Source organism: Bradyrhizobium sp. USDA 336, from assembly GCF_044908355.1.
Lineage (GTDB): Bacteria > Pseudomonadota > Alphaproteobacteria > Rhizobiales > Xanthobacteraceae > Bradyrhizobium > Bradyrhizobium yuanmingense.
Window position 1 is genome coordinate 7,505,344 of sequence record NZ_JBIYDC010000002.1, and the last position, 12,014, is coordinate 7,517,357.

The window sequence follows — 12,014 nt, forward strand, 5'->3', positions numbered from 1 at the left end:
TCCGCAGAAGCTTGGATCGCAAGACCCGCCCACTGGGCAGGCTATCTACCACGTACGTCGTCGATACCTCACGGGTTCACCCTTCAAACGGTTCGCTCCCGACGATCTCGATTCCGAAGCCCGAGAGACCCTTGAAGTCATGAACGGAGGATGTGAGATTACAGATCGATGAAACGCTCAAACGCGCAATATTTGCGCGCCGACGCCAACTTCGCGCCATTGGCGATTCCGGTCGGCATCTGCCGAATTTTCGTGGGATAAGGGCTCCACGGGAACGCCGGCGGCGCCGTCCCTCAAATAGACCAACACGCCTGATTTACGATTCTTGAAATGGTCCAAGGCTTTCAGCACGCGCCGCGGGCCTTTGAATAGGTCCATCACGGGGTTCGGTTTGTGGAATCGGGTGAGCACGTTCTTCCCGTCGCCGATGTTTCCGTACACAACTGCGACGTGATAGATCGAGTCGAAGGGCGAACGATAGGCGTGACCTTGGAGCTGTCCGATCGAGCTATCGACGGCGAACGACGACACCCGCTTAATAAGTGTCTCTCTTGCCTGACGATAGGCCATCATCCGCAATGGTGACATGCGTGAGATTGTGTTTTTCCGCGAAGGCCGTGACTTGAGCGCCTTTCATCACGGTACCGTCGTCGTTCATCAGTTCGCTTAGCACGCCGACAAGCGGCAGGCCCGACAGTCGGCAGAGATCGATGGCTGCCTCGGTGTGGTCGGAACGCAAGAGGACGCCGCCATCCCGGGCGATGAGCGGAAAGATGTGGCCTGGCCGGGCAAAATCATCCACCGACGTTCGGATTGACGAGCGCGCGGCAAGAAGCGGTTCGCTCCTCAGCCGAGATGCCTGTCGTCATGCCGGGCTTATAATCGATAGAAACCGTGAAGGCGGTGGCGTAGTTGGAGTCGTTGTGTGCCACCATTGGGTCTAGTCGCAATCGACGCGCGTCCTCGGAGGTGACAGGTGCGCAAACGATCCCCGAAGTATGGCGAACGATGAAGGCCATCCTTTCGGCCGTGCAGAGTGAGGCTGCAACGATCAAATCACCTTCACCTTCGCGGTTATCATCGTCGGTGACGACCACGATCTCGCCAGCGGCAAAAGCCTGGATTACTTCGGGGATGGAATGCGCCATTGTTCATACCGCCTTCGGATTTAGATTGAGAAAAGCGGTATGGACCAGAATGTGGAGGAATGCATGGACTGCGCGCCCAAATTCAGGGATTTCACTTGCGGTTTCGGACACGGACCGCCTGCCATGGCTTGCCTGGCAGGCGGACGCCGAACGCTGCTTTTGTGCTGTGCACGACGCCAAGGGGACCGCGAACGGCCGGCGAATGAGGAAGCGGCGCCTTCTGCAAGGGAGTAACGGTCATTTCCCACGCGTCGATCAGATCGATGTCGTAGTCACCATCCTCCATGGGTAGCCCCACCGCCCATTCGAGAGGCTGATGCTCGGCAAAATAGAGATATCTGACGTCTCCGTCCTGTGCTCCGGAGATGCGGTTGAACTCACTCCCGTGTGAGTAGGGCGTCAGACCACGCTTGACGTCCTGCTCGATCAGATCGCGCAAGAAGCCAATTCGCTTCCAGCTTTCGCCACGGAGTTCGCCACCCTTTGCCCACCACAGCAAGTCTTCGGGGTGTATGTACGTCTCGCCGTGCCCTGCATAGCCGCCGCGCATTATGGTGATCCAGAAGCGGTTCACGAGTTCCTGCGCAGTTATGTTTCCCCACGATTGCGAAATGTTCCCTTCGTATTCCGGCTCGTCGTTGATAACGGGCTTGCCCCAAGTGTCACGCCAGGCATACGTACGCTTCACGTCCCAATTTTGAATGCAAACATGATCGACCCAAGGTTTGCGGTGGTCGAAGTTCATGTTCGGATTTCCGTTGTGTATCGACTTGATGTGTCGATTGGGATCGCATTCTTCGATGACGTGGAACAGACGATCCCAGTACTCGACGGGCTTTACGTCGAGCAGGTAGTCGTACTCATTTGCCAACGACCACCAGACGTTCGAGTAGACGGAGAGGCGCGAAACCACATAGCGAAGATAGCGTGTGTCCCGCTCCTCGCCCATCGCGCAATAGCCCCAACGATCGTATGGATGGAATAGGATGATGTCCGCTTCGATTCCCATCTCCCGTAGTCGCATGACCTGCCTGTCGAGATGCTGGAAGGCCGCGACGTTCGGACGATCAAGATCCTCTTTGCCATCCGCTCCGATCTCGAACATGCGCATCAGCGGTTCGTTGTCATTGTAGATATAATGTTTTGGAAAGACGCACATGCGGATCTTGTTGAATCGCGCACGACCGAGGGTTTCGAGCGTCTGCTCCTGCATAGGGAGCGGCTGATGCGTCCAAGCATAGCAAGTCGTGCCGAACGGAAAATATGGCGTGCCGTCGGCATAGGCGAAGTGAAACTGGTTTCTCACGCGGACCGGACCGTGCAAGCCGGCTCTCGCGGGGCCGCACATGAAGATCCCTTCGCGACCGTTCAACTCTGGCCGGTTTGACCGGACTGCGAATCGCCACTCTCCCTCGGTATCGGGCATGAACCGGACGCGCCACCGGTTGTCTCCATCGTAGAAGCCAGGTGCCATCACTTTCCTGTTGCCGAACGAGAATTCCGCGCTCACTGATGCGTCGATGAAGGGGTTCGGTAGGTGCTTCCCCTCCAGCTCGAGCTCGAAAACGTCCTATAGCGCGACTTGCTGCTTCACGGTATTCACTCCTTGTCTGCGCCGGCGGCCAACCCGCCGACGAAATAGCGCTGGAAGATGAGGTTATACGACGACGGCCGGTACAACCGTCGTGACAATGGCCGCATTGAGCGGTCCGTAGTCGCTGCCAAATTCGCCTTGAAAGCCCATAAGGGCGAGCGGCAACGTCCACTTGGTTTTGTTGAGAAGGATTACGAGGGCCATGGCGATGGACGTCGGCAGGCCATCCATAGCGGTGGAGGTTATCGAGCCCGCCATGCCAGCCAACGCTCTTGTATGTGTTCCCCATTGGTTTTGCCGTCCGGGCGTTTCGCCGCATACCAGGGAGTGTCGAACTTGAATGCCTTCGCCACGTTCTCGGGGCTCACGTTCTCGGGGTTTATGCTAAGTAGTGGAGGCAGGTAAGCTGCCAGGTATTTCAGTTGATTTATGTTCGGGCTGGGAAAGCCCGTCTGCGTGAAGCCGGCCGCAATTTCGGCCCGATTCACGTACGCCATGAATTTCTGCGCATTTGCGCTGTTCGGACCGCCCTTAAGAACCGACCAGTAGACTCCGCCTATAGCAGCGCCGTCCCATACCATCTGTATAGGCGCACCCTGCTTAATTGCCGTGATGGCACGGCCGTCAGGAGCACTCGTCATCACGTACTCGCCATTCATAAGCAATTGTATAGGCTCGCCGCCTGCCATCCACCACTTGGTGATGTGCGGCTTGATCTCGTCGAGCTTTTTCAGCGCCTGGTCAATCTTGTCCTCGGTCAGCGGCCAGATGTCCTTATAGGCGACACCATCGGCGCTCAGCGCAAAGCTCATGGGACGATAACCAGTGATACCATCGATGCCCCTCGGTCCTGGGAACTCCTTGACATTCCAGAAATCGGCCCAGCTCTTCGGGCCACCTTTTGGGAACGCGCGCTTATCATAAACCAGCAAAGTCGTGCTTTGGAATGCAAGGACAGCATGAGTGAGGCGAGCAGAATCCGGCACACCTTTGAGCGCTTCGTCGTTCCAAAGGCTGTAGTCGATCGGCATAAACGTGCCAGCCTCCTGCAGCTCTGGGTAGTTGCCAGCTGAGATAAAAGCAACGTCCCAATCAACGCGTTTGGATTGGTTCATAGCCTTGATCTGGGGCTCAGCAAGGTCGGCTGTCACATCGACAACTCTGATGCCCGTCGCCTGGCTGAACGGGTCAAAGACATTCTTGCGCAAGGTTTCCGTAAACGAGCCACCATAACTGTGAACTACCACTTCGCCACTCCCGGCGAGTTTTTCTTGCCCGAAGGCAGCAGTGGCCTTGGCAACCAACGGTACGCTCAACAAGGCAGTCGTTGATTGAAGGAGCGAACGTCGGCTCACGGTAGCGTACGGATATTTCCGAGAATCCTGCTCAGTCATGAATTACCCCTTTTGGAAGCCAGCGCATGTTCTTGAATGTGAAGGGGAGTGCACTTACCCCTGGAGTTAAACGAGATCGTACCGGGCCGATGAGCCGAAATTCTCCAATTGTTGGCGGTAGCTCGACGAAATTCCTCGCCCAACAACCCTTCTGCACCAATTTCGCCACACCCTTTGCGCGCTGGGAACGTCCTCAGGTTCGGCGGCATAGCATGCGATTTGCTGATTTGCGCTTTCTGTCCCCGGCCTCGGCGCTCCTGGACAACATAACTGCCGTTGGCGCATTGGTTCTCGGAGTGCCGTTGGTCCCGTGTGTTGATGAAATGTTGATTGGCTGATCGCCCAGGAGTAACTGACATTCATGCATCTAGATCATTTAGATCATTGCGGCTGCGAGATGGATGAGGCGGTAAAGTTTGGCGGATCGCCAATCATAATGGGTTGCCAAGCATCGGAAGTGTTCGAGCTGCAGAAACAGCGCCCGATGCGGTTTCGCTGTTTGTAGGCGTTAGCGTCATGCGGAATGATGATCCTGCGGGTGCGGTTTGGCGGGATCACCGCCGCGGCGCCGATCTCCGCGATGATCTGTCGGCGACCACGGCATCGCCGCTCTGGCTATCGAGCAGTGCGCGCGCGTGGGTGATGTCATTAACCTGGCAGCCGTGACCTGACGCGGAGCGGACGGCGAAGCGCGTCAGCCAGCATTTATCTTCAACGCGTACGAGCACAGGACGGCTGCAGTAGAGGTAAGCTTTGCGTTTGTAATTCTGGCTGCCGCTCGACCAGGGCGCTAACAGTGTTTTCTTTGCCAGTTCGGCTAATAGACCGCGACGTCCACTTGGCCGTGCCAGACATACGCGCCGCACCTTATCTCGACGACTACTGGCGGGAGCATTTCTCGCCGCGGCATGGTTAACTTCAGAGCCAATCTATCAAGGCTGCGCAATGGACTGGTTCAGGCGAGGCATTCCTGCGGTGGTGGCGTGCATTTTTCAGGATTTTGGCTGCCTTGGCTAAATTTCGGAAATTTTCCTCTTCCTCGGGGGCGGTAGCGTGGGCGATGGAATCGAGCGATGCAGCAAGTGGTGGATAAACTCGCGAAACAATCGACGGATTCGATCCAAGTGCTGATGTCTCCCGAATTGCTATGAGGAAAGTTCGTGGCTGACGCACGAATTAGACAGTTTGTTGGGCAGGCTTAAAGCGGCGCAGCCAGCCATGTCAACGTCGTAAGCTCGCTGTCTCATTCTTCCGAAAACCAAGTTGTCTTCAGCTGCTCGGCGAACCGACGCGCAAACAACGGCTCTCAATCAGACCTAGCTGTTAGGCCTCCCAACGCCGATGCTCAGATTTCTCTAGCTCGGCCCCGCTCTTTTTCCTCGTTGGATTGCGGCGAGCCGTGACGCAATCGCGCCAGAAAGCTGCATTTTCCTTAAAAATCAGATGAAATACTGTATCGCAGTCAACTAATATCCATGCGCCCCGCCAAACAGCGCAAGATGGCAACTGGAAAGCGACATGGACGACACACTGTATGGCACTCGCGACAAACGGGGGAACTGGAAACCAAACAAGCTGCCGAAGCGCGCTCCGGTCTTCGTCTGGCCGGTTCAGCCGAGGGCGTTTTTGCTCTGGCTGCTTGGCTATTTGAAGTATCACTCGCTCTCTGCCGCGGTCGCACTCGTCGCGTGGGTCTATCTGACTCCTCCGCTGGAAACGATGCGGGAGTTCAGCGTCGGCTGGGTTTCGCTCATTCTCGTGCGCAATGCTGCGCTGGCGCTCCTGGTCTATGGCGGCTTACATACCGTGCTCTACATCCAGCGGCGCCAGCAGACTGAGTTCAAATACAACGCCAAGTGGCCCGACACGGATAATCCGACATTCCTGTTCGGAAGCCAGACCGCCGAGAATGTGTTCTGGACGATGTGCAGCGGTGTGCCAGTCTGGACGGCGTATGAGGTGCTCACTTGGTGGATGTTCGCCAACGGCTACATCCGTTATACCGATTTTCGAACGCAGCCGTCCTACTTGATCATGCTGATGTTGCTGGTGCCGATGTGGTATGTTCTGCACTTCTATGTGATCCACCGCCTGATTCATGTGGGGCCATTGTATCATATTATCCACAAAGTCCATCACAACAACGTTAATCCGGGGCCTTGGTCTGGCCTATCGATGCACACGTTCGAGCACATCGTCTATTTTTCCAGCGTGCTGATCTATTTTGTTGTGCCTTCGAATCCGCTGCACGCAATGTTTGCGCTTATGGAGGCGGCGCTTTCGCCGGCGAGGGGGCATGCCGGCTTCGACCGGATCGCGATAGACGATGGGAAGTACATCAACAACTGCACCTACTTTCATTATCTGCATCACAAGTACTTTGAGGTGAACTATGGCACGCAGCTGATCCCGCTAGACGAGTGGTTTGGCACGGCGCATGACGGTTCGCCTGAAGCCGACGAGGCGATGTACAGCCGACTGAAGGCTAAGAAGTACGCGCGCCGCGCATAGCATACATTGGTCCGTTGGCGGGCAGTGTGTGCGTTCCCATCCCCTTCGCGGGGCCGTGTGCAGCTATGCGGCTTTATGCCGTGACGTCGCCTGCAGTAGCCGCAGGCTGTCCGTCGCCCTTATGGTGCCGGCTTTCGACACCCGAAATGGAGGAGGCCAGATTGACTAACGAAGGAGAGTGGGTGGCAGCCTGCGCCGACAATGCGTTGGGGGCGGAAGAGGTGCTCCGCTTCGACCACGGAGGGCACTCGTTGGTGATTGTTCGCTCGCCAGAGGGCGGTTATTTCGCGATGGAAGGCCACTGCTCCCACGAGAAGGTCCACCTCGCGGATGGCATTGTCGATGGCTACATCATCGAATGCCCTAAGCACTTCGGAACCTTCGATTACCGGACCGGCGAGGCACGCGCGCTGCCCGCATGCATCGACTTGCGCAGCTACGAGGTCAAGGTCGAGAGCGACACCGTGTTCGTGAAAATCTGAGTGAGCCAGCGGGGGGGGCGCTAGTGTCGAAACAGAGCCTGGTTTTAATGCAGTCACTTTGGGCGATGGAACGGCGCCATTCCGACGGGATTGAGGGCTCCATCGAGCAGAACCTGACGATGATTAAACAAGCGGGATTCGACGGCGTCAGCACGTCCTGCATCGATCCCGCGCGTGTCGCCCAGATCGCGCGCGCCCTGGCAGGCACCGGGCTCGCAGTCGAGGGCATGTGTTTCCCACGGACGATTGACGACCTCAAAGCCGCGATCAATCTGGGCCAGCAACTCGGCGCGTTGCATCTCAACGTCCAGCCTGACGTCCGCCCGCGCCGCGTCGCGGACTGCATCCCGCTCCTGGAAGCTTGGATAAGGGTGGCCCAAGAGGCACGTATGCCAATCTATTTCGAGACGCATCGTAACAGGATGACGACAGACCTGCTGTTCACACTCGATCTCATCGATCAGGTTCCTGGGATGTGCATGCTGGCGGACCTCTCGCATGTCCTGGTGGGCCGCGAATTCTGGTATCCGATCACTGACGAGGACGAAGCCTTGGTACGCCAGGTGCTCGACCGGACATGGGCATTTCATGGCCGCGTCGCTTCGCGCGAGCAGGTACAGGTTGAGATCACGTTCCCGCAGCACAAGGTCTGGCTCGAGTTGTTCCTACGTTGGTGGGATTACGGCTTCAGAAGCTGGCGAAAGCGCGCAGGGGCGGGTGCAGTTCTTTCTTTCGTATGTGAACTTGGCCCGCGGCCCTATGCGATCACGGATCGCGAAGGCAACGACACCACCGACCGCTGGCAGGAAGCTCTGTTGATGAAGTCGCTTGTGCGCGACCTGTTCGAGCGTTCGGCAGTCGATGCACAGCTTGGTTCGGTCGCGTGAACGACGAACGCGCACTAGCAGTGGTGGGAGCGGGCGAGGCGGGCACGGCCGCCGCCGTCGCGCTGCGCGAGGGCGGCTGGCGTGGCCTGATCGTCCTAATCGGCAACGAATCGATACTGCCATATGAACGGCCGCCGCTATCGAAGGCGGCCCTGACGGAGACGACGGACCCTGGGCCGAAGTTGCTCGTCACGCCCGAGCGGTTGGCGGAGTTGCAGATCGACTATCGCGAAGGTCGTAATGTGAATTCGATAGATCGTGGGGCGCGCACGATCACACTCTCGGACGGAGCGCAGCTAGCTTACGAAGGACTGGTGCTGACCACCGGCGCCCGCCCTCGAACATTGAGTGTTCCGGTTGCCGCAGAAAGCAGAGTGGCGACGCTACGTACGTATGCGGACGCATCCGCTATCCGCCGAGTCATTAGCCGAGTGTGCGATGTGGTCGTCATCGGCGGTGGCTTCATCGGCCTGGAAGCTGCAGCGAGTGCAGTGTCGAGAGGCGCTTCGGTCACTGTCGTCGAGGCCGGGCCGCGGCTCCTGATGCGGGGGGTCCCGGGACCCATGGCCGACCTCATCAGCGCCAAGCACGTACGTTCGGGTGTGCGCGTAGAGACCAACGCTATGGTCGAGCACATTGATGCGACCGAAGGACGCTCTATGGTCGTCCTGGCGGACGGACGAAAATATCTCGCCGATCTGGTGGTTGTCGGGGTCGGCGTTGTGCCGAACGTGGAACTCGCGGAGGAAGCGGGATTGGCAGTCCAAAACGGCATTGTCGTGGACGAGATGCTGGCCACCTCGGATCCACATATCTTCGCAGCCGGCGATTGCTGTGTGTTCCCGCACCGCCTCTACGGCGAGCGGATTAGGCTGGAGGCATGGCGCAATGCGCGGCAGCAGGGCGTGGCTGCCGCGGCCAACCTCCTAGGTGCGAAGAGGCCGTACGACGACGTGCCGTGGTTCTGGTCGGATCAGTACGACGAGACGTTTCAAATGGCTGGGCTTTATCGTGAAAAAGACATCCCGATAGCCAAGAATCTCGGCGCCAAGGGCCAGTTTCTCTTCTATCTGGCCCCCGATGGACGGCTAGTCTCCGCATGCGGCTTCGGCAGCTTGGGCGCGATCACTAAGGAAATACGTTTAGCCGAGGTGATGATCGGCAGGCGGCTTGCTCCCAAGGCTGAGATGCTCGCAAACCCGTCGGTGAACATCAAAACTTTACTGGTCTAGCTAGGGTCGACGAGAAACTGCTCCGAGTGGCTTGAACTAACGCTTCCGCGGATTCAAGGCTCGCTGCCGACCTAATCTGCGGCGCTAAGCAAAAACCTCACTGATTTTGAATCGAGACGGATTGAACGAGCTGCTGCCGCGCCATTGATACTGGAACGAGAGTGACAACAAGCCTCGCCAGCCATTCCCTTGAAAGAATAAACCTGAGCTTGGCGACTTGGCGATCATCAACCGAAATCGTTCGGCTTGTATCGTGAGACCGTATGTCCGGCTCTGCCGGTGAGGCGACTCGCCACTACACTGCGCGTCCCAGCGTTACTCGGGCGCGCCGAGCCGATCCACATCACAGGAGGACGAGCGGTGGCAGAATGCAGGGAAGCATTTTGTCGCAATCGATGTCGCGAAGTTGAGAAATGCCGTAAGCCTCCGAGGGGAGACGCCTTGCGGCGCGCTGGCCTGATGGTTGAGAACTGTACGTATGGACAGCCATACGATCAGTATGCTGAATCGACTTGAAGTCGTCGATACAGGCCGACGGCGGCGTTGGTCTGAGGAGGAGAAACGCGGATTGTTTTGGAGAGCCTATTCGAGTCTCGCCTGGAGCGGCGACAGCGCGGCGATACGGCTTGTCACGTTCTCTATTGGTGACTTGGCGAAGAGCCTTCGCGGCGAACCGGACCAAATCCCAGGCTGGCTTTGTCAGAGCAGTTGTGGCCGAGGGGGGGCCGTGGCGTCGGTAGCAGCCTCATCGGAGAGCGCGACAGCACATTCGACTGGATATCGGATTGAGATCGAGCTGGCTGGCGGGCGGCACGTCATTGTCGATACGGATGTCGACGTTGAGGCGCTTCTACTACTGCGCATCAGAACACCCATCTGGCTATGTGATTGAAGAGAAAAGATTTTGTTGAGCGGGATGCGATTCCGCGGGGTATTTTGGGTTCTGTCGCGCTCGTTCGGCGATAGATTGAGCAGCAGTTGTTATCAGCCAGGTGCGGGCGAGGATCCAAGGACCATCCGGCAGAGGATGGATGGATTCGATCTCGCCGGCTTCAGCGGCCAGTCGGAGCGTCTTGGGCGCGATCTTCAGGAGCTTTGCGGCGTTGCTAAGGTTGAGCCATGGCTCGATCCCGTCCTCGGCGGGCTTGAACACCGGGATGTGGTAGTTCGAGCGCATTGATGTGACGCGCTCGCGGGTCCAGCGATTGCCGTTACCGGTCTTGAGGCCGTTGCGATTGAGGAGGCCGGTAATCAGATCGTCGCTGGCGATCAGCACCAGTTGACGCACGGCCTGGACGATATCGGCAGAGGTGTTGTTGCGCTGTCCGCGCCGGCGTTTCGGCAAGCGCAACTCGCTGTGGGCGCCCCCCACCCAATGGACCACGAGAACGATCTCCGAGGCCGCGTCGTCGATATCGGCCACGACCTCATGGATGAGGGTGCGCACAATGCGCTTCTTGAGGCGAGCATCCGTCGTCGGCGCATCCCAGACCGTTTTGAGGTTCGAGGCCAGAACGTCGAGCGAGGCTGTATCAGCAAGGGGTGCGGGCATCGCCGCATCATGCATGGTGATCTTGGCCTCAACCTCCGCCGCGTGAGCGAGCGCTCTGTTCCAGCGGGCTTCCAGCTCACTGGCCACCAGCCGGTTCGCGGGATCAGCGGCATCGTATTGCCGGAAAGCCCTGTCGGCGGCATAGCGCGCCGCTTCGAGGTCGCGACTGAGGGCATAGCGTACCTGATCGCGCGGTTCCCTGGCTCCCTGGGCGGCGCTTGCGGCAACGACAGCGCCCGGGCCGACGACTCCAAGCAGTGCTTCCTCGATGGCGTCATCGACGCGCAGTCCGCCGAAGGCGATGCAGTGGGCCCCACCATTGTCCATCCAGGCGCTGCTGCAGCAGTAGCGCGGGATATGGTTTTCCATGCCGGAGTACCGAAGTGTGAGCTTGCGACCGCAGCGCTTGCAGCGGATCAGACGGGCCAGCAGCGCGTCACCATGCTTGGGCGCGCCGTGATGCCGACTGGCGGGAACATTGCTGCTGATCATGGTGCGAATCGCCTCGAACTTCTCCCAGCTCACATACCCTTCGTGAGTGTTGGGCTTCAGCGTCAGCCATTCGTTCCGCGCCTTGCGGCGGATCTTCACGCTCACGCCCGTCGTGCTGTATCCCGCCGCCACAGCTGCCTTACCATAGGAATAGGCGCCGCCGTAGACCGGGTTCTCAATGATCCGGTGGATGACAGAGTAGTTAGGTCGCCGCCAGGCCGTGTCGCCGTTGGTCTGCTTCACCGGCAGATCGAGATTGTACTCGTGGAGCCAGCAGAGCGCCTGTCGCGCGCTGCCCAGTTCCTCGACCTTGTCGAACACCAGCTTGATCGCTTCCTGGATGCGCCGATCCGGTCTTTCTCATAACGGTCGCCGGCCTTCACGAAGCCGACCGGCGCTGTCACAACCAACTCGTCCCGGCGCGCCTTCTCGTAGCGGGCCGAGAGCGAGCGCTGGCGCAACAGATCCAATTCGTACTCGTTGAGGCTGCCCTTGAGTCCGAGCAGCAGGCGGTCGTTGCCGTGCCTTGGCGCATAGATGGTCTCTTGATCGACCAGAACGGTATCGACCACGCGGCACATCTCGATGAGTTGCTGCCAATCCCGGCTGTTGCGGGCGAAGCGCGAGACCTCGCGCGCGCAAACCGCACCAACCTTGCCGAGGCAGACCTCCGCCACCATTCGCTCGAATCCGGCGCGTTGTATGCCGCCGGCAGCTGAACG

The 12,014-nt window shown here is 58.6% G+C and carries 8 protein-coding genes and 2 pseudogenes; 4 read left to right on the forward strand and 6 right to left on the reverse strand.

Annotation, left to right across the window (positions count from 1 at the left end; all coding sequences use genetic code 11):
* Positions 1–76 precede the first annotated feature (76 nt).
* The 4 genes and pseudogenes from ribB to ABIA45_RS36030 all read right to left on the reverse strand — a co-directional run bounded on the left by ribB (position 77) and on the right by ABIA45_RS36030 (position 4,136).
* Positions 77–1,148 (reverse strand): annotated as a pseudogene (gene ribB, locus ABIA45_RS36015) (3,4-dihydroxy-2-butanone-4-phosphate synthase).
* Between the two features lie 91 nt (positions 1,149–1,239).
* A pseudogene (locus tag ABIA45_RS36020) lies at positions 1,240–2,715 on the reverse strand (DUF4038 domain-containing protein); the annotation flags it as partial.
* A gap of 90 nt (positions 2,716–2,805) precedes the next feature.
* A complete protein-coding gene (locus ABIA45_RS36025) occupies positions 2,806–3,000 on the reverse strand; it encodes a hypothetical protein (protein WP_404655188.1) in 195 nt (64 codons plus the stop codon).
* Positions 2,985–4,136 carry an ABC transporter substrate-binding protein gene (locus ABIA45_RS36030; protein ID WP_404655189.1) on the reverse strand — a complete coding sequence of 384 codons (1,152 nt, stop codon included), beginning with the start codon at positions 4,134–4,136 and terminating at the stop codon, positions 2,985–2,987. The genes ABIA45_RS36025 and ABIA45_RS36030 overlap by 16 nt, the downstream gene beginning before the upstream one ends.
* A gap of 1,518 nt (positions 4,137–5,654) precedes the next feature.
* Between ABIA45_RS36030 and ABIA45_RS36035 the strand changes: the two genes are divergently transcribed.
* The 4 genes from ABIA45_RS36035 to ABIA45_RS36050 all read left to right on the forward strand — a co-directional run bounded on the left by ABIA45_RS36035 (position 5,655) and on the right by ABIA45_RS36050 (position 9,248).
* Positions 5,655–6,647 (forward strand): sterol desaturase family protein, encoded by a 993-nt coding sequence (locus ABIA45_RS36035; protein WP_404655190.1) that lies wholly within the window; start codon positions 5,655–5,657, stop codon positions 6,645–6,647.
* 146 nt (positions 6,648–6,793) lie between these two features.
* Positions 6,794–7,129: a Rieske 2Fe-2S domain-containing protein gene (locus ABIA45_RS36040; RefSeq protein WP_404655191.1), complete on the forward strand. Its 336-nt coding sequence runs from the start codon at positions 6,794–6,796 to the stop codon at positions 7,127–7,129.
* 65 nt (positions 7,130–7,194) lie between these two features.
* Entirely contained in the window at positions 7,195–8,016 is an 822-nt protein-coding gene (locus ABIA45_RS36045; RefSeq protein ID WP_404655827.1) for a sugar phosphate isomerase/epimerase family protein, read from the forward strand.
* Positions 8,013–9,248, forward strand: a complete 1,236-nt coding sequence (locus ABIA45_RS36050; RefSeq protein ID WP_404655193.1) for an NAD(P)/FAD-dependent oxidoreductase — start codon at positions 8,013–8,015, stop codon at positions 9,246–9,248. Before ABIA45_RS36045 ends, ABIA45_RS36050 begins: the two co-directional genes overlap by 4 nt.
* A gap of 880 nt (positions 9,249–10,128) precedes the next feature.
* Here the strand turns inward: ABIA45_RS36050 and ABIA45_RS36055 are convergent.
* On the reverse strand, positions 10,129–11,613 hold the full coding sequence (locus ABIA45_RS36055) for a recombinase family protein (RefSeq protein ID WP_404655194.1): 1,485 nt from the start codon (positions 11,611–11,613) through the stop codon (positions 10,129–10,131).
* Complete coding sequence (locus ABIA45_RS36060; protein ID WP_404655195.1) at positions 11,532–11,972, reverse strand: recombinase family protein; 441 nt, start codon at positions 11,970–11,972, stop codon at positions 11,532–11,534. Before ABIA45_RS36060 ends, ABIA45_RS36055 begins: the two co-directional genes overlap by 82 nt.
* Between the last annotated feature and the right edge of the window lie 42 nt (positions 11,973–12,014).

Coding starts and splice junctions, on each gene's coding strand:
- ABIA45_RS36060 (WP_404655195.1), bottom strand. CDS start 11,972: ATGGTGGCGGAGGTCTGCCTCGGCAAGGTTGGTGCGGTTTGCGCGCGC.
- ABIA45_RS36040 (WP_404655191.1), top strand. CDS start 6,794: ATGGAGGAGGCCAGATTGACTAACGAAGGAGAGTGGGTGGCAGCCTGC.
- ABIA45_RS36030 (WP_404655189.1), bottom strand. CDS start 4,136: ATGACTGAGCAGGATTCTCGGAAATATCCGTACGCTACCGTGAGCCGA.
- ABIA45_RS36025 (WP_404655188.1), bottom strand. CDS start 3,000: ATGGCGGGCTCGATAACCTCCACCGCTATGGATGGCCTGCCGACGTCC.
- ABIA45_RS36045 (WP_404655827.1), top strand. CDS start 7,195: ATGGAACGGCGCCATTCCGACGGGATTGAGGGCTCCATCGAGCAGAAC.
- ABIA45_RS36035 (WP_404655190.1), top strand. CDS start 5,655: ATGGACGACACACTGTATGGCACTCGCGACAAACGGGGGAACTGGAAA.